The organism is Acinetobacter sp. SWAC5, assembly GCF_003419885.1.
In the GTDB taxonomy this organism is placed as follows: domain Bacteria; phylum Pseudomonadota; class Gammaproteobacteria; order Pseudomonadales; family Moraxellaceae; genus Acinetobacter; species Acinetobacter cumulans.
In genome coordinates this window covers 78,113-101,355 of sequence record NZ_QUWR01000006.1, presented here as the reverse complement: position 1 = coordinate 101,355, position 23,243 = coordinate 78,113, and the positions used below count along the sequence as shown (strand labels likewise).

Annotated in this window: 23 protein-coding genes; 16 read left to right on the top strand and 7 right to left on the bottom strand. The window is 38.0% G+C overall.

Annotated elements, in window-relative coordinates; translation table 11 throughout:
* The first annotated feature begins 127 nt into the window (after window positions 1-127).
* Entirely contained in the window at window positions 128-2,917 is a 2,790-nt protein-coding gene (locus DYI81_RS06095) for a pitrilysin family protein (protein ID WP_171356324.1), read from the top strand.
* A 122-nt stretch (window positions 2,918-3,039) separates the two neighbouring features.
* Here the strand turns inward: DYI81_RS06095 and DYI81_RS06090 are convergent, their stop codons facing one another.
* Window positions 3,040-4,104 (bottom strand): amidohydrolase family protein, encoded by a 1,065-nt coding sequence (locus DYI81_RS06090; protein WP_117006994.1) that lies wholly within the window; start codon window positions 4,102-4,104, stop codon window positions 3,040-3,042.
* A 156-nt stretch (window positions 4,105-4,260) separates the two neighbouring features.
* Entirely contained in the window at window positions 4,261-4,656 is a 396-nt protein-coding gene (locus DYI81_RS06085; protein WP_106986625.1) for a DUF3144 domain-containing protein, read from the bottom strand.
* 110 nt (window positions 4,657-4,766) lie between these two features.
* Between DYI81_RS06085 and DYI81_RS06080 the strand changes: the two genes are divergently transcribed.
* A complete protein-coding gene (locus DYI81_RS06080; protein ID WP_117006993.1) occupies window positions 4,767-5,399 on the top strand; it encodes a hypothetical protein in 633 nt (210 codons plus the stop codon).
* A 125-nt stretch (window positions 5,400-5,524) separates the two neighbouring features.
* On the opposite strand, the gene DYI81_RS06075 is transcribed toward DYI81_RS06080, so the two are convergent.
* The gene (locus DYI81_RS06075; RefSeq protein WP_117006992.1) at window positions 5,525-6,985 is read right to left on the bottom strand and encodes a CYTH domain-containing protein; all 1,461 of its coding nucleotides are present in this window, start codon (window positions 6,983-6,985) and stop codon (window positions 5,525-5,527) included.
* Window positions 6,986-7,299: 314 nt separating this feature from the next.
* Here DYI81_RS06075 and DYI81_RS06070 point away from each other — a divergent pair, with 314 nt between their 5' ends.
* The 11 genes from DYI81_RS06070 (at window position 7,300) to rapA (ending at window position 17,069) form a co-directional block, all read left to right on the top strand.
* Window positions 7,300-7,677: a DUF962 domain-containing protein gene (locus tag DYI81_RS06070; protein WP_106986622.1), complete on the top strand. Its 378-nt coding sequence runs from the start codon at window positions 7,300-7,302 to the stop codon at window positions 7,675-7,677.
* 626 nt (window positions 7,678-8,303) lie between these two features.
* Window positions 8,304-8,924, top strand: a complete 621-nt coding sequence (gene thiE, locus DYI81_RS06065; protein WP_106986621.1) for a thiamine phosphate synthase — start codon at window positions 8,304-8,306, stop codon at window positions 8,922-8,924.
* A gap of 41 nt (window positions 8,925-8,965) precedes the next feature.
* Window positions 8,966-10,264, top strand: coding sequence for a glutamate-1-semialdehyde 2,1-aminomutase (hemL, locus tag DYI81_RS06060; protein WP_117006991.1), 1,299 nt, complete (start codon window positions 8,966-8,968; stop codon window positions 10,262-10,264).
* 101 nt (window positions 10,265-10,365) lie between these two features.
* The gene (locus tag DYI81_RS06055) at window positions 10,366-10,779 is read left to right on the top strand and encodes a heme-binding protein (RefSeq protein ID WP_117006990.1); all 414 of its coding nucleotides are present in this window, start codon (window positions 10,366-10,368) and stop codon (window positions 10,777-10,779) included.
* 332 nt (window positions 10,780-11,111) lie between these two features.
* Window positions 11,112-11,402, top strand: coding sequence for a hypothetical protein (locus DYI81_RS06050; RefSeq protein WP_117006989.1), 291 nt, complete (start codon window positions 11,112-11,114; stop codon window positions 11,400-11,402).
* Window positions 11,368-11,655, top strand: coding sequence for a hypothetical protein (locus DYI81_RS17865; RefSeq protein ID WP_120364388.1), 288 nt, complete (start codon window positions 11,368-11,370; stop codon window positions 11,653-11,655). The genes DYI81_RS06050 and DYI81_RS17865 overlap by 35 nt, the downstream gene beginning before the upstream one ends.
* Before the next feature lie 234 nt (window positions 11,656-11,889).
* Window positions 11,890-12,153, top strand: coding sequence for a type II toxin-antitoxin system prevent-host-death family antitoxin (locus tag DYI81_RS06040; protein ID WP_117006987.1), 264 nt, complete (start codon window positions 11,890-11,892; stop codon window positions 12,151-12,153).
* Complete coding sequence (locus DYI81_RS06035) at window positions 12,140-12,403, top strand: Txe/YoeB family addiction module toxin (protein ID WP_117006986.1); 264 nt, start codon at window positions 12,140-12,142, stop codon at window positions 12,401-12,403. Before DYI81_RS06040 ends, DYI81_RS06035 begins: the two co-directional genes overlap by 14 nt.
* A gap of 208 nt (window positions 12,404-12,611) precedes the next feature.
* Window positions 12,612-13,316 carry a phosphopantetheine-binding protein gene (locus DYI81_RS06030; protein ID WP_117006985.1) on the top strand — a complete coding sequence of 235 codons (705 nt, stop codon included), beginning with the start codon at window positions 12,612-12,614 and terminating at the stop codon, window positions 13,314-13,316.
* Between the two features lie 132 nt (window positions 13,317-13,448).
* Window positions 13,449-14,093 (top strand): RluA family pseudouridine synthase, encoded by a 645-nt coding sequence (locus DYI81_RS06025; RefSeq protein WP_117006984.1) that lies wholly within the window; start codon window positions 13,449-13,451, stop codon window positions 14,091-14,093.
* Window positions 14,094-14,231: 138 nt separating this feature from the next.
* Window positions 14,232-17,069, top strand: coding sequence for an RNA polymerase-associated protein RapA (gene rapA, locus DYI81_RS06020; RefSeq protein WP_117006983.1), 2,838 nt, complete (start codon window positions 14,232-14,234; stop codon window positions 17,067-17,069).
* 46 nt (window positions 17,070-17,115) lie between these two features.
* On the opposite strand, the gene DYI81_RS06015 is transcribed toward rapA, so the two are convergent.
* The 3 genes from DYI81_RS06015 to DYI81_RS06005 form a co-directional block, all read right to left on the bottom strand.
* Window positions 17,116-17,532, bottom strand: a complete 417-nt coding sequence (locus tag DYI81_RS06015; protein ID WP_117006982.1) for a hypothetical protein — start codon at window positions 17,530-17,532, stop codon at window positions 17,116-17,118.
* Window positions 17,533-17,651: 119 nt separating this feature from the next.
* Window positions 17,652-17,939 carry a hypothetical protein gene (locus tag DYI81_RS06010; RefSeq protein ID WP_106985412.1) on the bottom strand — a complete coding sequence of 96 codons (288 nt, stop codon included), beginning with the start codon at window positions 17,937-17,939 and terminating at the stop codon, window positions 17,652-17,654.
* Between the two features lie 114 nt (window positions 17,940-18,053).
* Entirely contained in the window at window positions 18,054-19,586 is a 1,533-nt protein-coding gene (locus DYI81_RS06005; protein ID WP_117006981.1) for a hypothetical protein, read from the bottom strand.
* A gap of 201 nt (window positions 19,587-19,787) precedes the next feature.
* Here DYI81_RS06005 and DYI81_RS06000 point away from each other — a divergent pair, with 201 nt between their 5' ends.
* The 3 genes from DYI81_RS06000 to DYI81_RS05990 all read left to right on the top strand — a co-directional run bounded on the left by DYI81_RS06000 (window position 19,788) and on the right by DYI81_RS05990 (window position 22,474).
* A complete protein-coding gene (locus DYI81_RS06000; protein WP_106985414.1) occupies window positions 19,788-20,054 on the top strand; it encodes a PAAR domain-containing protein in 267 nt (88 codons plus the stop codon).
* 564 nt (window positions 20,055-20,618) lie between these two features.
* A complete protein-coding gene (locus DYI81_RS05995) occupies window positions 20,619-21,542 on the top strand; it encodes an NPP1 family protein (protein ID WP_106985415.1) in 924 nt (307 codons plus the stop codon).
* Window positions 21,543-21,793: 251 nt separating this feature from the next.
* On the top strand, window positions 21,794-22,474 hold the full coding sequence (locus DYI81_RS05990; protein ID WP_106985416.1) for a response regulator transcription factor: 681 nt from the start codon (window positions 21,794-21,796) through the stop codon (window positions 22,472-22,474).
* A gap of 17 nt (window positions 22,475-22,491) precedes the next feature.
* On the opposite strand, the gene fabR is transcribed toward DYI81_RS05990, so the two are convergent.
* Window positions 22,492-23,151: an HTH-type transcriptional repressor FabR gene (gene fabR / locus DYI81_RS05985; protein ID WP_106985417.1), complete on the bottom strand. Its 660-nt coding sequence runs from the start codon at window positions 23,149-23,151 to the stop codon at window positions 22,492-22,494.
* Between the last annotated feature and the right edge of the window lie 92 nt (window positions 23,152-23,243).

Here is a 23,243-nt window from a genome sequence, read left to right as displayed (position 1 = left end):
CAAACAGGAAGATAAGTGCTTAAAAGACAAAATAATTTAATAAATAACATAAAATTCACTATAAAATGAGAATCATTCTCTTATAATTGCAACATAGAATAATTGAATGTTACATGAAGGTTTATAAATAAATATGCGTTTAAAACAACTCACGCTGTCGCTTTTTTTGTTGGCTTCAACTAGCGCAGTGCTCGCACAACCTGTTTTAATCAAAACAGACAATAACATTCAAGAATATACATTAGACAACGGTTTTCGAATTATTCTTGCCCCGAATGATAAAGAAAATAAAGTATTTATGAATACCATTTACCGTACGGGCTCATTGAATGATCCGCAAGGTAAAGGTGGTTTGGCGCATCTATTAGAACATTTGGCATTTAAGGGTACGCAAAATATTAAAGGTGAAGAGTTTCATCGCCGTTTAGATCAGTACACTCTAGGTACCAATGCCAGTACAGATTACTATTCAACAAAATATACCAATATAATTCGTCCTGAGCAGAGCGTACTCAATGAAGTTATTCATTTAGAAGCTGAGCGCATGGATAAGCTGGTCTTACAAGAAAAATATGTCCCTTCAGAAATTGCCATTGTGAAGCGTGAACGTGAAATTCGTCTAGATCAGCCTTTTTCTGTGCTGATGGATCAAATTTTTAAATCAGCTTATGGCAATCAATATTTAGGACGCTTGCCGATTGGTGATTTAAACGAACTGCAATCGATCAAGATGCAAGAGTTAAATTCATTTTATCGTACTTGGTATGCGCCTAATAACGCGGTGATGGTGCTGTCTGGTAAATTTGATGCACAAGCAGTATTGAAGCAAATTGATGCACAATTTAGCCCAATTGCATCTCGAGCTGTACCTGCACAACCTAAAGTGCCAACCATTCGTGGTAAAGATATTAAACAACGTGAATTTAGCGTACAAAAGGGTAGTGATTTAGCCAAATTCAATATTTATTTGAATGGCGCGGATGATGCGATTACAACAGCTTTATCTGTATCTCCTGTGCTTTATTCATTACAACCTAGTGGCCATTTGTATAAAGATGTTGTAGAAACTGGAATTGCGAACGCCGTACAGTCAAGTACATGGTTAGACCGAGATTTTAACTTGGTGTTCATGGGTGCAGTGTATGCGCCAAACCAAAATGCACAACAGGTTCAAACCACTTTAAATAAAGGGGTTGAACAGACTCAAGCATTTAATGATGCTGAGCTAAATCGGGTAAAAGCGATGACGCGTAATCAGGCCGATTCCATTAAAAATAATGCATCGGCAATAGGTACACGTATTAGTGATTATTATGTGGCTTATGATGGTAATTGGGCTAAATATTTTAAAGATTTAGACGATTTGCAAAAAATGACCGTCGACGAAGTCAATCGTACCTATAAGGCATTTTTAGTGCCTGAAAATCGTATTGTAGGTAATATTTTACCAACGCCTGAAGATCAGAAAAAAGCCCAAACACAAAAGGTGGCAGAGTATGCTCAAACCTTAGATGCAACTACAGCGAAGGAAGAGCCTTTAAAAGATGTTGCTTCCTATCAGGCTGAGGTAAAACAATATGTTGAACAATCGAAAGGTTATTTGACTTCGAAAGAACAACAAATCCAGCGTGGCAAACTCAAAAATGGCATTCAATACGCACTGTTCCCAACACAGACACGTGATGATAAGACCTATGCCACGATTGCCTTGGACTTTGGTACAGCGCAATCTCTGATGAATAAAGGTGAGGTATTAGACCTGACTGCATACTTGCTATTTAGAGCATCGGCTGAGCAAAGCTTGCAAGACATCACGGATAAAATTATTGAAAGTGGTGGTGGTGCTTCAGTGAGTGCAAGTTCGAATGGACTAAGCTTGCAAATTTCGGCCAAAAAAGAAAAATTTGACGAATTTTTTAAATACTTTATGGCGGTAGTGAAAGCGCCAACCTTTGAACAAAGCCAGTTTGATTTAATTAAATCACAAAGTATTTCAAGTTTAGATCGTCCATATACAGAGCCAGATACTGTGGCAGGTATGACTTTGTCACGGATGTTAGAAAAGTATCAACCGGGTGATTTACGCTATCACTTTGAACCTGATTTGGTTAAAAAGCAGTATGAGTCCGCCACTCGCGAGCAGGTAATGCAACTGTATCAACAGTTCTTTAAAACACAGCGCGTTAATATTGCAGTCACTGGTGATTTTGATGCTAAAAATATGCAAAAATTGCTGAAAAAAGAATTCTCGCAATGGTCAACCAAAGAACCTTTTGAGCGTTTGGAGTCGGACTATACTGCATTAAACGCAACAAAAGTTCATGTGCTTTCGGAGCAACGTGAATTTGGTAGTTATCAGGCAGTATTGACCTTTCCAGCAGGTTCATATCATGTAGATATGCCAGCATTACAAGTCTTCCGGCATATTTTAGGCGATTCGCAGTTGTCGTCTCGTTTAGCGCAAGAGCTACGTGAAAAGAATGCATTGGTATATGGCTTTAACAGCTCTTTAAACTTCAGTAGTTGGAAAGACTCAGGTGCTTTGGGCATTGGGGCAAACTATACTGCGGGCAAGTCGGCACAAGTGTCTCAAGCAGTACATAAAGTATTGAATGAAATGCTGTCAAAAGGTGTGACCGAACAAGAAGTTGAAGCGGCCAAAGCCAGTATGCTGAAAAAGCGTGTCACTGCTTTAGAAGATGAGCGCCGTATCCATTCAATGCTTATTCCGCAAATGGAACATGGTCGTACTTTGGCTGAACGTGAAGAGCGTGATCAGGCGATTGCAAAATTAACCAAAGCAGATATTGATGCAGTGATTCAAAAATATATTCATTTAGATGGCTTGGTCGAGGTAATGGCAGACCAATATGGTAAAACCATTAATCAACCACCTTCAGCGTTGAAGAAAAATTAATTTTCTAAAATGAAACAATAAAAAAGCGCCTTAGGGCGCTTTTTTATTGTTACTTTTAATGTGTTTTATATGTGATTGTGAGTCTCAACGACTACAGCACAAACTAAACTTCAATTATGGTTTTACAGGCGATAGAACTGTTTGGCATTATCACGAAATATGAGGCTTAAAGCCTCTGGGTGTGATACGGCTATAGCATCGCTAAAAGCATCAATAATATTGACCAAACTGGTACTGACGCTATCCATTGGGAAGTTTGAGGCAAACATGATCCGATAAGGGCCAAAGCATTGTAAAACATGACTAATTAAAGGATAAGCCAAATCAAATACTTCAGTTTTGCTGGCCAGCCGTTTTTCTTTATGAAATTGATGACCCAAAATTGGCATAAATAGCCCAGACATTTTGGTGTAAACATTGGGCAAACTTGCTAATTCAGCCATATCTTCTTGCCAATGGAACAGAATATTTTCACGCGCTGTTTTGGTTAATCCCGTATGTGAACCCACAGGGCCAAACAGGCCTGCTGGTGTGCCAAAGTGATCGAGTACAATAGAGGTTTCTGGAAAGTTTTTGGCCAATTGAACAATGTCAGGTAGTTGGCTGGAATATGCCCATGCATCAAAGCTTAAATTCATTGAAGCTAAGGCTTCAAAACCCTTCATAAATTTTTTATTGGTATATAAATGCGGATCATCTGTCCATGCATGAATTTTAGGGTCTTCATGGTAGGCCGCCATTTTACGAATACCACGAAATAGCGGTGATGCTGCTTGGTGCAGTTTTAAAATTTTTTTAAAGTTAGCATCACGTGGATCTGCAGTACCTACAATGCCAGCCAAGGTCAAATGCTGGGCTTGAAAGTCCAATGCTGAAACAAATTCCGTTTCAGCCACAACCGCTTTGCCTTTTTGATGATGCCAATTGGCTTCAACATGCACAACTTTATCTACATCATAGTGGCCAAGATCAGCTTTTAAGTTTTTGGGTAAATAAGGTGCTGTCACGTGTTGGGTTAAGCCAACAGTTTCAATCAGGTCATCGGGTTGTACAAGACGGATCATTTTGTCGAGTAAATAGGGATGCTTACCCAAAAGCTTAACAGCCATTTTGGCTGCATGGGGCGTGTGATACGGGTCCCATTGATGAATGTGGGCATCAATTATTGAAAAACCGAGCTGATGCATGACTGTCCTTTGTTTGCAGCAATCTATTTTTAATATAAAAGGTCTGGGCCGATAAAACAGCAAAACATCATAAAAAAGTGACAAATGGGTGTTTTTAAAGCTTTGAGGCGCTGACAAAAACAATAAAGCTCCCAAGAGGGAGCTTTATTCGATCACTTAGTGATTATGATCGTGGTTATGCTTATTAGCATGGAATTCTTCGTTATGACGGAAGCGTAGGTAGTTTTCAAACTGGTCGCAATATTCGTCGTAGTTGTCTTCAAGCATCATTTGGAATTGCTGTAACACATAAGACATCACTTGCTCTTTGGCATCACGCATTTCATTGCCATCTTTGAAGTTGTTGGCAGCCACCCACGTATTAAAACGCGCTGTACCAAACAGCATAGCAGCACTAATTTGGCCACGTTTTTCAGCAGGTTTTTCTTCACTGCCTTTTTCTACACGGCTAAATTCATTTGCGAGTTTAATAAATTCATCTGCACGTTCAAAGAATGCCGCATTTAACGCTTCTTCTTCGGTTACATCGGTTGCATCAATCTTTTGAACCATGAATTTTTCCTGACATCTAAAATCTTAAAGCTTAATTATAGGCAAAGCCTTGCAGAAACTAAACCTTTGACTTAATCTAAAAATAGCCTAAGCAATAAAATGGATGCTTTATGCAAGATGCCATAGCGGTACAAAGTCTAAAAAGTGATATTGCCTTATTACGTCAAAACATTTGGCCACCTGCAAATTTAGCCAATGTAGAAGGCTTACCGATTTATTATGGAACTCAGGCAGAGGTGGATGAATACTATCAACAATGGACAGGTCTCATTGAAAGAGCACAAGACCTGTTTCAACCTTTTATGGAGGATGAGTTGATTGATGCCATTCATTTACCCAGTCATTTAAATCTACCGCTGTTTTATTTTCATGTAGACCGTATACGAATTAATAAAACCAGAGCCAAAGAATCTAAAAGCTTTCGTGGTATTGCGAGTTTGATTGAAAAATGTGGCCAATATGAGGCAGAGCAGGTCTTGGCGATGCGTCGTTGGTTAGACAGTGATGATACGGCAGTACTAGTTGCGCATCGCGAATTTATTGATTTAAGAACTTATGTTTTTCAGCATGGGCAAAGTGATTACACACGAACACGTTTCTATGTGAATGGTATTGTGCTGAGTGTAGAGCCTGATTTTAAGTTGGTGGATGCACGCGATAAACCCCGTAAGCAGCGTAGTGATAGTTATTCAGATGCATTGGCAGATAACAACACATGGAAGGTATTTGGAAAGAATCGCTAAGCACTTAAGTGACCTAAAAAAATCGCCATACAAGTGGGCGATATAACTATCGATCTAGCTCATAAAATAGGCAGGTATTCGCCTGCTTATTTTATGAAAGGTCAAAAGATGTTTTGCTTTAATACTTACTTAATTAATTTTCGACTCACTAAAAATTGTTCAGTCGCTTCCAGTAGGCGCTGTGCATACACTTCTTGTTTCGCCGTTAACCAGCCGAGTACAAACCAGTCACTGGCTTCTAGCTCAGTTTGTTGAATGTATTGAGCAGATGTAGATAAAACCTGATATTCATGGGCTGCTAATTGTGCATCATTCAGTGCTTTACCATACTTCTGTAGATTTTTTACATCGTAAATAGAGGTTAAAATTGGGAAGCTAAATTTGAGCTCTTGAATATGTCGAGCCAGCACATCTAAGCTTTCAAAATCAGTGATGTCGGCAAGGTTTAAACTGTCTTGTAGTAACTTGTATTGCTGTTGCAATGTGTTGTGTGCAAACCATTTTAAGTCATGGCTTTGTACATGCTGGGTTTCATTGAGGCTGAACATCATCAGTTCTAAATAATGATGCACATTGAGGGTCGATTTAACCAAATTTCCGAGTTTTTCTTTGGCATATAATATGTCTTTGGCCAAATTCTCTGCAGTCGTTGGATTTTGTAAAAAAGCACCCAGCGTATCGCGCATGTGTTCGAAGTGTTGTAATTGGTCAAACTGTTGCTTAAAAGCCTCTAATTGATAGCCCCATTTGTCAGAAACATCTGGGTTCCAATCTTTAAATAAGCTAATGGTTAATTGTAAATGTTTGAGGGCAGTGCGAGCTTCTTGCATGTGCTCAGGGGTGGCAACAGATGCAGAAATGGCCGCAATATTCGGCAGTAAATGTTGCATTTGCTGTGCAACCAAAGTCTTTAAGTTTTGGCTTGCAGGTTCTTTTTTACTTAGTACAAAGTCTTTGGCAACGACCGCAGGGCTAACCACTTGCGAGGCAACCAATAAATTTCCAATTTCAGCTTTACTGCGAACATCCAGCCAAAGTTGATATTTTTTAACCCATTCAAAGCAAAATGCCAGTAAAGACTGAATTGAACCCTGTTTTAACTCAAACTCGACTTCATGCACAATTTCTTCTGCATGTTGAGTACGAATACAGCCCACATCTAGACTAACTTCTATTTCAGCATCTTCGTATTGAATCACACGGCATGTACGCAGAATATCAGTTTCAAACTGTAGTTGTAGTTGATCAACTTGATCGCCTAGCGCATTTTTTAGTACCTGTAAGGCATCGGTATGTTGCTGATAAACAGACAAGTCAAGCTCAGGTGCATTTTCGTGTATACCTAAATCAAGATTATGTTCAAAGCGCTCAATATGGGTTTTGCCAGCTGCTTTAAGCGTTTGTATCCAACGATCTCCTTCTAAGCGTTGGCGAATCGCTGCGTGTTGTTGTGCCATTAATTTATCGGCAGTATCAAAATATTTGGCTTTAAGTTGAATCTGTTCTGATTTTTTTGGGTCGATTGCTTTAAGTAATGCTGCGCGTCGTGCTTCTGGAATCTGAAATTTTAATTCAACTTCAACCATGATTATGTCCTAAATAAAAACAACCGATTTGGAAAGGGCTGTTTACAATGTCAGATTGCCTGAAAAAGCACCTGAAATTGAATGTGTTTTCAATTTTTCAGGCTCGATTGTAACTAAAAATCAGTGCAAAGTAAGACTTGACCTTTTTGTTTGATCACGAAATCACTTCGTATTTGTTTTGAATTTGTATGGACAAAACCTCATGTCCTGTATCAAAACTAAAGGCAATATTTCAGAGTGAAGGCCGAGCATGAAATGGCTTTTCATTGATTGAAATTTAAGCTCAGGTGGAGGAAAACAATTAGGACGTTGCAATGAATGCGCAGGTACAACCCAAGTTTGAGCAAGAGCCCGAATTTCAATTACCCATTCGAAAATATTCAGATTTTTATCGTTTTTATTTGACTGAGCATCGTAATATTACCAGTCGTCGTTTACATGCCACTGGCAGTACAATAGGACTGTATTTTTTCTCCAAAGCGATTCTTAAAAGACGTCCAAAGTATGTACTTTATGGGCTGGTTTCTGGTTATGCATGTGCATGGGTAGGGCATTTTGTATTTGAGCGCAACAAGCCTGCCAGTTTCAAGCAACCTATGTACAGCTTTATTTCGGATTGGCGCATGCTAAGCGATATTATTCGAGGTAATTTAAGCTTGATTGATCGTCGCCATGACCGTATTGAAAGCTAAAATGACACAAGTGAAGAAAGTTATTTGAGCTTGTGTTGTCAAATTTGGTGAGGAATAAAGATCAATTAGATAAAAAACTCTAATAAAAAACAGTAATACGAAAATGGGTTATACACATATTGCATTTTTACTGTTATTCTTCTAATAATTGTCAGTCATTAAATCTATGACAAGTTTTCCAAGCCTAGAGTGACCTTCTCTAGGCTTTTTTTATGCATAAAAATATTTTAACAAAAGATAAAATATAACCGAATTGATTAACTAGATTTGGACTATAAAACTGCGGTATGAGATGAAAATAGGTTGGATCTATAAGTGTTTCAACGCTCCCCAAAACGTTTTTTGGTGAAACACTTATAGATCCAATTTGCGCTGTATTTTTCTCTTTTAAAGTGTACTGATTTTTTTATATTATTGCTGTTGTTGTGTAAGCTATTAAAGCGTGAATATTGGCATGGCGCTATCCCTATAATTGGGTATTTTTTGTGCCTAAAAGCACTTATTTGTAAAAAACAGATCTTTTTTTTAATTTCTCAGTCAATCTTGCTGTGCACAAGCAAATATCTATGCGCTTAGAGCCATAGTTCAGCCTATAATACTGCTAAGTTTTGATAAGTGATTGTATTATGCGCGGTTTATATTTAATTACCAATGATGACCCGATTGAGCTACTTTTAGCTAAGCTTGAAGGCGCAATGGCAACGTATGAAGTGGCTGTTTTGCAATATCGCCGTAAGCATGTTGCAAAAGAGAATCAGGACTATGAAATTGGTTATATGAAGCATTTATGCGAACAGTATAAAGTGCCTTTTGTCATTAATGATGACTTAGACGCAGCTGTACAGTACGGTGTAGGTGTGCATTTGGGACAAGATGATGGTTCTATTCAAGAAGCAGTAGAACGTTTGCCTAAAGGTGTGTTGATTGGACGCAGTTGCAATAACTCTTTAGAACTGGCTGAACAAGCGATTGCTGACGGCGCAAACTATGTTGCTTTTGGCGCTATTTTTGCGACTGAAACCAAGCCTGAAGCAGGTAACATTGGTTTAGAAACTTTAAAACAAGCCAAAGCTAAATTGAACGTGCCAATTTGCGCAATTGGCGGTTTAACTGTAGAGAATTCCGCTGAAGTAATTGAAGCGGGTGCAGATCTTTGTGCTGTGATCAGTGATGTGTTAGGCCGTTCAATGTCGGTGGTTGGACAGCGTGTATATGACTGGTCTGAACTTTTTGCTGAAAAAGCTTAAGTATTGAATCGCATTTTAAATTTTTTGAGTTGAGTATTTTCATGACTTTATCTGCTAAGCAAGAACAATTATTTAAACAAGCCAGCAAGCATATTCCTGGTGGCGTAAATTCTCCTGTACGCGCATTCAATGGTGTAGGCGGTACACCGGTATTTATCGAAAAAGCACAAGGCGCATATTTGTATGACGTCGACGGTAAGCGCTATGTAGACTATGTCGGCTCCTGGGGGCCAATGATTTTAGGTCATGCACAGCCAGACATTATTAAAGCAGTGCAAGAAGCTGCAGTTGATGGTTTGAGTTTTGGTGCGCCAACAGTGCATGAAACGACTTTAGCTGACATCATCTGTGAAATTATGCCGTCAATTGAGCTGGTTCGTATGACCAACTCAGGAACTGAAGCAACCATGACTGCCATTCGTCTTGCTCGTGGCTACACCGGCCGTGACAAGATTGTAAAATTCGAAGGCTGCTACCATGGTCACTCAGACTCACTTTTAGTAAAAGCAGGTTCTGGCTTATTGACCAAGGGTGAAGGCGAAGCGACTTCTGCAGGTGTTCCGGCTGATTTTGCCAAACACACCTTAACACTGCCATACAATGACATTGCCATGCTGAAAGAATGCTTTGCAAAATTCGGTTCAGAAATTGCAGGTGTAATTGTCGAGCCAGTTGCAGGCAACATGAATTTGGTGAAACCAATTGACGGTTTCTTACAAGCCATTCGCGAAGTCTGTGATGAACATGGTTCTGTGTTTATCATTGATGAAGTGATGACAGGTTTCCGTGTCGGTCTTGGCGGTGCGCAAGCGCATTATGGCGTAACGCCTGACCTAACCACTTTAGGCAAGATTATTGGCGCTGGCCTGCCAGTTGGTGCATTTGGCGGTAAACGTGAAGTGATGGAATGCATCGCGCCACTAGGCAAGGTGTATCAAGCAGGCACATTATCAGGCAATCCACTTGCAATGCGTGCAGGTATTGAGATGTTTAAGCATCTTCGTGCAGAAGGTTTCTATGAAACCTTAACTGAAAAATTGGCTGGTTTGCTTGCTGGTTTACAAGCTGCTGCCGATGAAGCGGGCATTCCGTTCTTTACTCAGCAAGTGGGTGGCATGTTTGGTATTTACTTTACAGATCAAACTGAAATCACTGGTTTTGATTCAATTTTGAAATGTGATGTAGATGCTTTCCGTACATTCTTCCACGGCATGTTACAGCGCGGTGTAAACTTAGCGCCTTCAGCTTTTGAAGCAGGCTTCTTCTCAAGCGCGCATAGTGATGAAGATATTGCATTTACCATTGAAATGGCAAAAGAAGTTTTTGCTGAAATGAAGTAATTTTCATTTAAATAGGTAAATTCTGCTTTAGAATAAAGCCCGCAGCCTGCTGTGGGCTTTTTTGTTGTTATAAGTTCAGCCTTTTTAGAAAAGGATTTTAAATGAAAACCAAGCACTATTTAACTTTGGCAGACGCAGAATTTTTACTAAATACAGCGCATGCTTATGCTGCCGAACAAGGTTTCAATGTCAGTATTGCAGTGGTTGATGAAACAGGTAATTTATTGGCGATGAAACGCATGGATGGCGCATCGCCAATGACAGCAAATTTATGTTTAGAAAAAGCCAAATGTTCAGCAATCAGTAAGCGCCCATCTAAATTGTTTGAAGACTTGATAAAAGGCGGGCAGATGGGTTTTCTGACCATGGATACTTTTTCAGGCATGCTGGAAGGCGGTGAGCCGATTATGTACGAAAGTCAGTTAGTGGGTGCAATGGGCGTGTCTGGCGTGAAGTCTTTTCAGGATGCAGAAATTGCACAGCAGGCGATTGAGAAGTTTTTATTTCAGGTATAAAAATTCATCAGAGTTTTGTAAGCATAACTTTAGAAATATACGTCAGTTTTATAGCCAATGATACGTGGAACGTGAATATTCACAAAAAAGCCGTTCTAGTGTGCTATACACTGGAGCTGATTAGTATAAATCATTGATTTAAAAAATAATAAAGAAGAGAATTGTGTATAGCGTGTATTATGTTAATTGTAGCAAAGCTTAATCTTAAATAATTGATTCTGTTGCCTTAAAGACTCCAAATTAAGAAGCTTAGCTAAGATCTATATAGTCAATCAATTAACAAATTAGTCCTACGGAATTTAATTTTTATTAATAAAATTTGAGAATATCCAATGAAAAAGGCAAGTGAATCTTTTAAAAATATGCATCCTTTAAATTTAAAGGAGGAGCGAGTTGGTGAGCAATGGAAAGATTTCTATCGAGTGAATATTGATGGTTGCTATGATGGAACATATGATCTTAATAAGTGGCAACATGCTTATGATCCTGCGAAATGGTGGAAAGATAATGCTAACAAAATAACATTATATTTTAATGGTTGGATGTTGTTGGGGGGGGGCAGAATTTGGATTCTATGTTCCCGTTTTTGTGGCTCAAGTAAATTGGGAGGGGCGAGTTTTTAGATTTTATTCTAATATTTTTAAAACACCACAAATCGCAAAATTCTCAGATCCTAAAAAAGCACATTGGATGATTTTTAAAATAGAGTTAGTTGAAGGCTTGGAACCTGGTGATTTAGAAATAGTCAAAAAATTAATTGAAAAAATTGTGAAAAATATTAAACATAAAACAACATTAAAAAATATAGAAGAAGGCTACGTACATTTTGTTTCAGGGCGTTTTGAAGAATATCCACAAGAATTATTAGGAGAATAAAATAAGAAATTTAGGTCTATCACATTAAGGTCTCTGTAAAAAAATAGCTGAATAACTCCCAATTCTGTAGACACTTTTAGGTAAATATAATTCCATTTAACATAATGGCTGTTATACGAAATTGACAACATGTACAGAATCCTGTACATTTTCATTATAGAGTTTCAATCACTACCGCTTAGGTAGTCTAGCTAGCAGCGTTTTGACGCAGCTTATCCTATGAGGGATAGATATATGCATGTATTTACATATACCGATGCACGTAACAATTTAAAATCTGTTTTAGATAAAGTAATTGACGATGTTGATGTAGCTTTTATTACGAGAAAAGAAGGTGGTCATGCTGTTGTAATGGGACAAGATCATTACGATAGCTTAATGGAAACACTTTATCTCCTGTCATCTCCTAATAATGCTAGCCGTTTAAATGAATCAATTGCTCAATTACGTGCTGGTCAAGCTAAACAAAGAGAGTTGATCGAGGATGACGAATCGTAACATCGAATGGACTGATAATGCTTGGGATGATTATATTTACTGGCAAACACAGGACAAAAAGATACTCAAACGTATCAATGCTTTAATCAAAGAGTGCCAAAGAACTCCATTTGAGGGCACAGGAAAACCAGAACCATTAAAAGCAAATCTTTCAGGGTTTTGGAGCCGTAGAATTGATGAAAAACATAGATTAGTTTATGAAGTTACGGACGAAAGAATATCTATTATTCAGTGTCGATTCCATTACTAATAATATCCCCTATTTTTAGGGGATTATTTTTTATTTAACATCAAATCTCTTATACGAAGTGCTAAATAATAAAACACTACTAAATTATATGCTCTCGGTTTAGAGAAGCCAAGCCGAAAAATCAAGCAATCACATCAGCAAAATATCTACACCTTGGCATTCTGCGTTAGCATATAGTTGTTCCAACATGAGTTTTTACCGAGCCTGTATGCTTTACCCAATGCCTAAAAAAATCCAATTTGCACCATCTCAAGCAAAATGGCAACTGTCATCAACACAGTCTGTATTGGTATTAGTAGGACTGCAAAACTTACGTATGCAGCAGGGCATACAAGACACACCGTTGATGGAAAATCTTATCCAGTTGACTAATAAAGCCAAAGCCTTAGAAATTCCAATTGTTGATTTATATGGGGATGATTTACTTCAAGGCATGCAACAGCTTGGTGAATATGCAACAACACATCCGCAACTGATTTTTGCTGGCGAAATAACGCCTATGCTGAAACAGATTTTACCGCATCTATATAGCGTAACAGAGCAAATCTGTGTAGTGGATGATGCGCTGATGCTCAATAGTCAAGAACAGCATATTCAATGGGTAGATTCTATGTCAGAGCAAGGTATTCACCACATGAATAGCTACAGCTTAATGCGACTTTGGAATTTATCTGCACCAGCAGAATGGGTTTTATCGGCAAAAGGCATATTACTGGCAATTGCAGAACAGCTGGATATGGATGCGTTGGAGATAGATCCATTAACCGATTTACGTAGCTATGGCCTAGACTCTGTTGCGATGGTTAGCCTAGTGGGCTTATGGCGTGCTAATGGTGCAAATATTAGCTATGAAAGTTTTTGGCAACATGCAACTGTGGTTGAATTACTCAAAATTTTGCAAACTAAAATTTAATTTTTGATGAATTGAAATTTATTTTTTATAAAATCGGAAAAATCATCGGGAAATAAGACTTTTCGCATTGTATTTCTTGGCTAAGCTTTTTATTATTGCGCCCTTGTTTTCACGATTGGCCTGGATTGAACATTGAATAATTTTCTAACAGAACATTTAATTCATCGTGATGAAGATTTTATGGTGATTCATAAGCCAGCAGGCTTGCTCACCGTACCAGGAAAAACCGCAGATCTACAGGACTGCTTAATCAATCGCTTAGTTCAAGCAGAACCCAAAACATTACTGATTCATCGCTTAGACCGCGATACCTCAGGTATTTTGGTTTTTGCGCTCTCTAAGTTGGGTCAAAACCGCATCTCCCGTCAGTTTCAAGAACGTCAAACCTCCAAAACCTATCAAGCGATTGTGGCAGGCCATTTGCATGGTGAAGGTACTGTAGATGTCCCTGTGATTTATGATCCAGAACATCCACCTTTACATATTGCTGCGCCAGAACACAATAAGCCAGCTTTAACGTATTGGAAAGTTGCTGAACAGTTTGAAATTAACGGCTCTCCTGTGACGCGGGTAATTTTGACGCCAATTACAGGGCGTTCGCATCAATTACGTGTACACATGCAGTATTTGGGTCATCCAATTATTGGGGATACCTTATATGCAAGCCCAGAACAACAGGCGCTGTCATCACGTTTATGTCTGCATGCGGCGCAATTAAGCTTTAAGCATCCTAAAACTGAACAAGACGTAGAATTTATTTGTCCTGTGCCGTTTTAAGGTTTAAACAACTTCGGTTATTAGGCTCACATTTTGGTGAGCTTTATGTCAAAATATATTGCTAAAAGGTGCTATTTTTTGCTCAAATATCAAACAGTGTTTGAGTTTTAAAATATATAGCCTCAATTCAAGATAAAGGTGGAAAAATTGCAGCAGTTTGCTATTGGTCAGCGTTGGTTATCGGACACAGAAACAGAACTTGGTTTAGGAGTTCTCATTGATGTAGATGAGCGATCTATCAGCATTTTATTCCCCAAAAGCGACGAGACTCGCGTCTATGCACGCCACAATGCGCCTTTATCTCGTATTGTTTTTAACTCAGGCGATGAATTACAAGATCAAGAAGGCTCGACTTGGACCGTTGAATCTGTAGAAGACCGTCATGGGGTGCTCCGTTATAACGTAATTCGCCAGCTTCAGGATGGTACAGAAGAACGTAAAGCACTGAATGAAACGCGTATTGGTGCGAATATTCAGTTGTCTAAACCGCTTGATCGTTTATTGGCCAGCCAAGTCGATTATAAAGAATGGTATGACTTACGTATTGAAGCATTGCTGATGCAAGCCAATATGAAAGCGAGCCCATTACGCGGTTTGGTGGGTTCACGTGTCGGTTTGATTCCGCATCAGTTGTACATTGCGCACGAGGTAGGTAAGCGTTTTGCGCCGCGTGTTTTACTTGCCGATGAAGTTGGTTTAGGTAAAACGATTGAAGCGGGTCTGATTATTCATCAGCAACTTAAAACGGGTCGTTCTGAGCGTATTTTGGTGTTGGTGCCAGATTCACTTCAGTACCAGTGGATGATTGAAATGCGTCGTCGTTTCAATCTTGAGTTTTCGTTATTTGACTTGACCCGTACAGCGTCAATTAAAGAACATGATCCAGATTTAAATCCATTCTTAACAGAGCAACGTATTATCGCTTCTGTTGACTTGATGATTGACCACGATGACTTACGTGAACAAGCACTTGAAGCTGGTTTTGATTTGTTGGTGGTCGATGAAGCACATCATTTGATGTGGAATGAGGAAGAGGGTGGTAACGACCGTTACGACTTAATTGAAGAATTGGCACAGCAAACGGCGGGTGTATTGCTATTAACAGCAACACCAGAGCAATTAGGTGTAGAAAGCCATTTTGCACGTCTGCGTTTGCTTGATCCATCACGTTTTAATTCGCTTGATCGTTTCTTAGATGAAGAAGAGCAATATCAACAAACTGCAAAAATTGCAGAAGTGTTGATGTCTGATTTTCCATTAGAAGCGGTACATTTAGACGCGGTTGAAGTTTTACTTGGCCAACGTATTGACGATACACCAGAGCAACGTTTCCGTGCGATTCACGAAATTTTAGATCGCCACGGTACAGGTCGTATTTTATTCCGTAATACACGTGAAGCGATTCAAGGTTTCCCAGGCCGTGATTGTCAGCCAGCGCCATTAACAGCACCAGAAAACTGGTCTAAAGATGGTAAATTGCGTGAGCAAATGTGGCCTGAAGAAGCACAGCTTGATGGTGCTTGGATGGAACATGACCCACGTGTGATGTGGTTAATGGAAAAACTGCGCACAGATTTAAAACACAATAAAGTGTTATTAATCGCACGTAGTGGTCCAGTGGTTGAAGCGCTAGAGAATGTACTTCGTCTACACGCGGGTGTACGTACAGCCATGTTCCATGAAGGCATGAGCTTGCTTGAGCGTGACCAAGCGGCGGCTTACTTTGCAGAAGAGTCATACGGTGCACAAATTTTACTGTGTTCAGAAATTGGTTCAGAAGGTCGTAACTTCCAGTTTGCCTCTGATTTAGTGTTATTCGATTTACCAGCTAACCCAGACGTATTAGAACAGCGTATCGGTCGTTTAGATCGTATCGGTCAAGAAAACCGTATTCAGATTCATGTGCCATACTTGATTGGCACAGCGCAAGAACGTATGTTCCGTTGGTATAACGAAGGCTTGAATATTTTCAGCAATATCTCGCCAACCGCACAAACTTTACAAGAAAACTTTATTGTGCAACTTAAAGATTGCCTATTGGCAGATTTAGGTCAGCAATTTGAAGATTTACTTGAAGAAGTATCTGTACAGCGTGAAGCATTAGAAGCAGAGCTTCAGGCAGGTCGTGACCGTTTGCTAGAGTACAACTCTTGCCGTCCGATTGTGGCACAAGAAATTGTGACTGCGCTTGAAGACTATGATGACAACACTACTTTGCCAATGTTTATGAAGCGTTTTATGGCGTCTACAAACATCGATTTTGATGAGCAAAGCAATGGCACAGTCATTATTAAGCCGACTGATCAAATGCAAGTTCAAGGTCTGACTTTAGATGAAGAAGGCATGACTGCAACGTTCTATCGTGATCAAGCACAATTGCGTGAAGATGCACAGTATTTAACCCTAGAGCATCCATTTACTGAAAGCGTAATGGAGATGATTAATACTCAAGGCTTTGGTAGCACCAATGTCGCGGTATTAAAGTCAGCTGCTTTACCGCAAGGTTCAGTATTGATTGAAGTTTGGTTTAAGGTTGATGTGATTGCACCTAAAGCATTGAATTTACCATCAAGCTTGCCACAACAGCTAGTGCGTGTATTGCTGAGTGAAAAAGGTCAAGACCTATCGCAGAAAATTGCGCCTGAAATCTTGAAGCCATATTTACATCATTTGGATGGCAACAGCTGTCGCCAAGTTGTTAAAGCACGTCGCGATGTGATTGAAGCGCGTTATAACCAAGCTTTGGATATTGCCAAAGCAGCATTACCAAACTTCAAGCAACAAGCCAAAGAAGTGTATGGTAATAAATGGCAGTATGAAATTGATCGTTTGACTTACTTAAAGCAATTTAACCCAAGCATCCGTGAAGATGAAATTGCACGTTTGCAAAAATTGCAGAAAGAAGGTTTAACGTTATTAGATGGTTTATCTGTAACGCCAGAAGCGATTCAAGTGATGGTCGTGGTTAAACCATAAGAAGCAATAATGCAAAAAAATTAAAAGCACCTTCGGGTGCTTTTTTTTAATCAATAAAGTCTTTAGGATCAATAGGAGAGAGCATGTAGGTATTTTTAAGAAACTGAACTGCTTGCTCAAAGTCCTCAGCCGGAGGAATAATGGTAAAGCGCTGATTTAACGACTCATAATGTGGATGCTCAGGATCTAATTGAATGATCACGCCATACTGTGAGTTAAGCTGCTCTATATTCACGTGCTTAAAAGTTGGATGTTGCAGTGCAATAGCGCCACAATGAATGCTGAGGGGGGCTAATAAACGAAGAACATGATCGGCTTCTATACCATGAGCAACAAGGACTTCAGGTTGTCGCTCAACACAATCATTGAATAAGGTTTTGTGTAGATCTGTGTCAGACAAACTTAGGTCTAAGTGAATTTGGTGATCTTTTTGTTCAGTGTTGAAATCATCTAAAAAGCGCATGGCTAAACCCTAAAATTGTAAAATATTAAGAGAAATGAAGCATAACCTAGTCACTACGCGTGTTACATATTGCTGTATTAAACGCCCCTTAAATGAGTTAAGAGGCGGGTGTTTAGGTGTTATGCAATAAAACTTTCAAAATGTTGCCAGAGTTTTTCAGCTACTTTTTGTGCCTTATTTGAATCAGGTTTTAATCCCATTTGTTCATTTTCTATCAGTATAAGGTAATCTTTTAAGGCATCTACAGATGCATGTTCATCATCTAAAATATCAAGAAGTCCATCGATATAGCTGTCATATTCATCTTGTAATTCAGGTGAATCTCCAACACCAATAGGGTTCCAATCGTAATTGAGAGTTTGGCGAATATTGAGAATAAATTGCTCTGCTGGATCTGGTTGTGTCATGGTTTATTCCCTTGCGGTGTTATGTTTTTATTTATCACTGTATTATAAAGTGTGTTCACAATTTAGCGACTATTTAGCGTCGTATATTGACGCCTGAATCACATCATAAAGAATTTATGCTGCAATCAATGAATTGTCAAAATAGATATCTTCTACCGTAAGATACTGACTAAAAGCCTGTGCAACTCGAATGACATATTCGGGTGCTAAAGCATTGGATTTTCCTGTAAGTTGATGGAATTCATATTTAAAATATTCCTTGTTATAACGTAAACCTAAAGTGCCTCTGAATTCATGCCAGCGCACTCGAAAGCAATAATATTTTTCATCATGTATGGCTTGTACAAAGCTGAGTATGCAATGCTCCATTTCAGCAGCTTCAGCCATTAATTCTTTGCTATTACAAATTAACTCAAAGGTACATTCATGCAGTACAAATGTACTGGCTTTAAAGTCAAAAGGTGTGTTGGATACGTGTATGTGTTGGCTTTTTTTGTGCCAAATTGCACTATGACGAATCAAGCTTTGTGCAGTTGTTGCAGGGTGAATCAAAGCAATATTTGGCAATTGTGTATATTCCGTTCCTTGAATCTGCTTGCCATAAATAAAATCATTCAGGGATAAATCAACTTCATGAAAAAAGAGATGGCTATTGTTTAGAATGTATAAGTTCAAAGCCAGTGCATGACTATATTGTGCGATATATTGCTCGTACAGCGGTTCATCACTATTGAGTAATATTACGCTCAGATTCAACAGTTGCTCTGGAGTATCTAAGTGTGGAATCAAGTAAAAAATAATCTGCGAGGCATACGCTTTTTTTGTGTGTGGAGAAAAGACCAGTTTTAAGATGGCTATGAATTGTTCAGAAGGCTGGGCAAATAGCTGTTTAATTTGACCTTTATGGCGAAATAAAGGGGCATTTAAATAACAGAGCTGAATTAAATGTGCATAACTAAAATAACTCGGGTCGTCGACATGGTTAAAGTCTTGCCGTAAAAGAAACCAATAGAGTCGGTTCGGATTCTCTTGTTCCCAGCGTTTTAAGTGATCTAAATGAGGGCTGAGCTTATGATTAAAATGACCATAGGCCTGCAAATTAAAATGGCTCTCAACGTGTTGAAACCATGTAGCAGTGGTTGGATCTAAGAGTTTATCTAGGATCATCACTTTTAATTGTGCTGCCAGCGTCTGTAGTTGCTGTTTACAACGCTCAATCTGTGTTTGTTCAATTGCAACTACTGGCTGTTTTGGGGATGGGCTTATGGCGGTGGCATCAAAAAAATATGAATACACTTGACGGTAGAGCGCAAACAGTTTCTTTTGTGGCTGATCTTTATATTGTGCTTGGCAATAGTGTGCAATCAGTGCAAATAAGTCATGAATGTTCTGTTGCATAATATGTCTAGCTGAGAGTAGACGATTTAAAAAATATTCAATTTCAGTAAGCGGGTTGGTTGCGGATATGGATTGATAAAAAGCGCATATCTGCCAAGAGTGCTGTTCATTGCCTTGAGATTGCAAGGCAAAAATAGGACCGAAATGTAGGCTAGCTATTGTTTCGTTATGATGAATTTGAATGTCTTTTAAAGTGTTTTGAAATAATTGAAAAAACTCTTGTATTTCTTGTGTGTTACATTCATTCATCAGTCAATACTCATATTTTGAGATACTGCATTTAATGTAATCGATTTGAGGCTATAAGGTAAACTTATCTCTGTGCAAGACATGAAATTTTGCAGATGTACCCAGTTTTTGGACAATGTTCATGTCGAAAGGAAGCAGTGGCGATTTTTATAGTCTTGCGCTAAAATTAGCCTACCGAAAATAACATGAAAAATAATAACAATGTCTAAAGCACTCATTACTCTTGGCGCCAAAACTTCACATGGTGGTGTAGTCACTGAAGTTGAAAGCTCTTTTACCATTAATGGCATTGCTGTACATCTTGCAGGGATGAAGCATTTTTGTCCGAAATGTAAATCTGTAGTGGCAGCGACCGCAGCAGATCAATCTACCACGGTGAAAGGTCGAGCAGTTGTTGTTGCAGGAGATAAAACCACATGTGGAGCAAGTTTTTTACCCCAACAAGCAATGGTGGTTTCGGCTAAGTAAATCGCTCAAAATAGATTACAGTTCATCATTTTTAGGTGATTGTTAGTCATTAGGATTTAGTCTGAAAAATATTCATTGTGATGGTATTTTAGTTAATGTGACAAGTTTATCTAAGTGAGATACCACGGCATTTTTATACTGAGATTGAATGAATACAAGCATGCGTTTATTAGTTCAAATAGAGTGGATTGATCGCTCTTTTTGACTTTTAAATTCAGGCTTGGGAATTTTTAATCTATATTAGAACATCTTTGAAATTTTATTGATATTTTAGGTGTCAATTAATGACCATTTTTTTGATTTTTAGAAAGAACGTTATAGATGGTAATTTTGTATAGTAGCTAAATGTTTTATTTCATCTGCTGTGATCAAATTAATTATAATGAAGTTGTTTATTTTAATTTGTGATGATTTTTTGGTTTATGGTTAATTTTTTGTATTATTTATCATTTTATGAATCTTAATTTTTTATTAATATAAATATAATACCAATTTTTAAGTATTGTGCTCTTTTAGGCTAAGTCATATTTTTAAACATGAGATTATTTAAGAGAGTTTCATGTTATGAAAAATATCAACAGTATTTCAATTCTATTGGGTTGTACCTTATTTTCATTATCTGCACACATCTATGCAAAGCCAGATTGGTCAACAAAAAAATGTAAAAATGATGATCGCGCTTGTTATAGTCTTCCTGAAGTATTAAAAGCGCCTGAAAATATTGATCAGGGGCGCGTTGCATTTTCATTTAGTGATTCTGGTTGTTTAGCGTCATCGCCATTTTATCAAAATAAAACGGATCAATATATTCAAAAAAATTCGGGTATTAGTGGTACAACAAATTTTTTTAAAGGTTATAAGGATGTATGCCAATTTAATAATCAATTAGATTATTCATATATTCTTTATAATGAAGTGCAATCTACGAATAATCCCAAATATAAAGCACGTGTATTTGGTTTATATACTGTACATGATGTGGGTGCATTTGGTCATATTCATGATTGGGAACATGCTGTTTTATGGATGGAAAATGATAAGCCTATTTATTTAAGTATTAGCCGTCATGATGAGACACGCTATAAAAAGATTGAGAAAGCACCACACTTAAAAGATCAATCCAATGTTTTTGCTGTGAAATATATCTCTAATCTTGGTACACATAGTATGGGCTTTGCTGGTGCAGATAAAAATCATGTGGTGAATAATGCCCATCCAACACCTAATAATGAATGGTTTGGTCTCAAAGCTTCTCAACTGGTCGATATTCGAGAGTTAAATAAAAAATATACGCCAAGTGCTCAAAATTTAGATCCAAAGTATTCAAGTTTTGATGATTTTTTTGCACATCAAAAATTTGAAACAGCTGTACCTCGTGTCAATGATTTACAGTGGATTCAGTGTGCGCGACCTAAAGCTATTGTGAATAGTGGCGTAGATTTTATTGGAAGTTCTAAAAAATGTAGCATAAAAAATATAGAAGAATAATTTTAAATTGAGATTTTATAATCAATTTATCATCAAGTATAACTGGCTTAAATCATGCCAGTTATACGGGGTCTTGCTTCATCTTATTCAGTTTAAATGTATCTTATTATTAAAAAACATGAATTTTATCACAATATACAGCTGATATGATGAGTGATTTGTAGAATATATTGTTTAAAAATAACTATTTATAGGGATGGTGTTTGATCTAAAAATAATAAAAAATTAAAAAAAATGATTGAATGTTAACAATGATTGATTTGAATTTTAGCTTATTAAAACCGTTGCTGGTTTTAGAGGATGACCCAGTCCATCAATTGAGAGTTTCTAAAATATTAAAAACTTTTGGTTATAGAGATGATGATGTTTTTTATGCTCAGACCATTGATTTTGCAAAACAAATTTGTCGTGCAAATGCGATAAAATTTATGTTGGTAGATTTAAAACTGCCCGATGGCAATGGCATAGATTTTATAAAAAGTATACGAGGGAAAATAGCCAGTAGTGTTCCAATTATGGTGCTCTCTTCATGGAATACGTTTGAGGTGATTTATAAAGCTTTACGCGTAGGAGCCTCAGGCTATGTATTAAAAGAAAAAGATGACTTTGAACTCATGTTTTCTATAAGAACCATGCTCAAAGGTGGCGCAATTATTGATCCTGTGATTGCAAAGAAAATTTTAAACCATTTAACTCAAAGTTTAGTGCCTGAATTAGAACACGATGAGCACAATGATATAAATTTATCAGCAAGAGAAAAAGAAATACTAGACTGTGTTGCTACAGGACTAAGCAATCGTGAAATTGGCGTGGAACTAAATATTTCAAAATATACGGTGGATGTACATGTGAGAAATATTTATCAAAAATTAGCGGTAAATTCTCGAACAAAAGCAATTCATGCAGCCAAACAGATTGGGTTAATCCATTAGGCTACATGATCGATCTTTTAACGTATTTTTGCCTCATCTAATTGACGAGCACCTTCTAAGATCATTCGAATCATAATCATTGTTTGCTCGGCCACTTCAGTTCGTTCATTTGTAGGCATATCAATAACTTTAGCCCCCATATTAAACACCAGCTGTGTAATGGCTTTGGCTGCAATATCTGGGTGGGACAGCTTGCTGTTATTTAGTTTTTCCAGCACGATTAAATCTTCTCTCAACTCTTGTTGAAAAAAGTTCAATTGACGTTCAACTGCTTTTTTATATGAAAATGAACCTGTATAACCTTCACGCAGGAGCAAACTTAAATTGCCTGTGTCTGCATCAAGCTGCTGTATAAACACTTCAACAGAACTGCGAATAATACTGTTTTGCTTAGAGGCTTTTAGGCGTGCTTCATGCAAAATTTGACGAAGTACCACACCCGCGCGATCAATCAATTCAATTGCCAGTTCATCAATATCTTTAAAATGACGATAAAAACTATTTGGGGCAATACCTGCCTCACGTGCGACTTCACGCAAACTTAAAGAGGCGATACTTTTCTGAGGCCCAATTAAATTAAGTGCCGCTTGAAAGAGTTCGTCTTTTGTAATGGTCGCTTTGCGTCCTACATTGCGAACGGTATGGGTAATTTCAGGTTGCGTTTGTTCTTGGAGCATAGTGTCTATATTCGTATTCAAGGCAGACAGATGCCATGTCTTTCAAAGGATAAGAAACATTAACATAGATTGACTTGAGCTTAATAGTATTT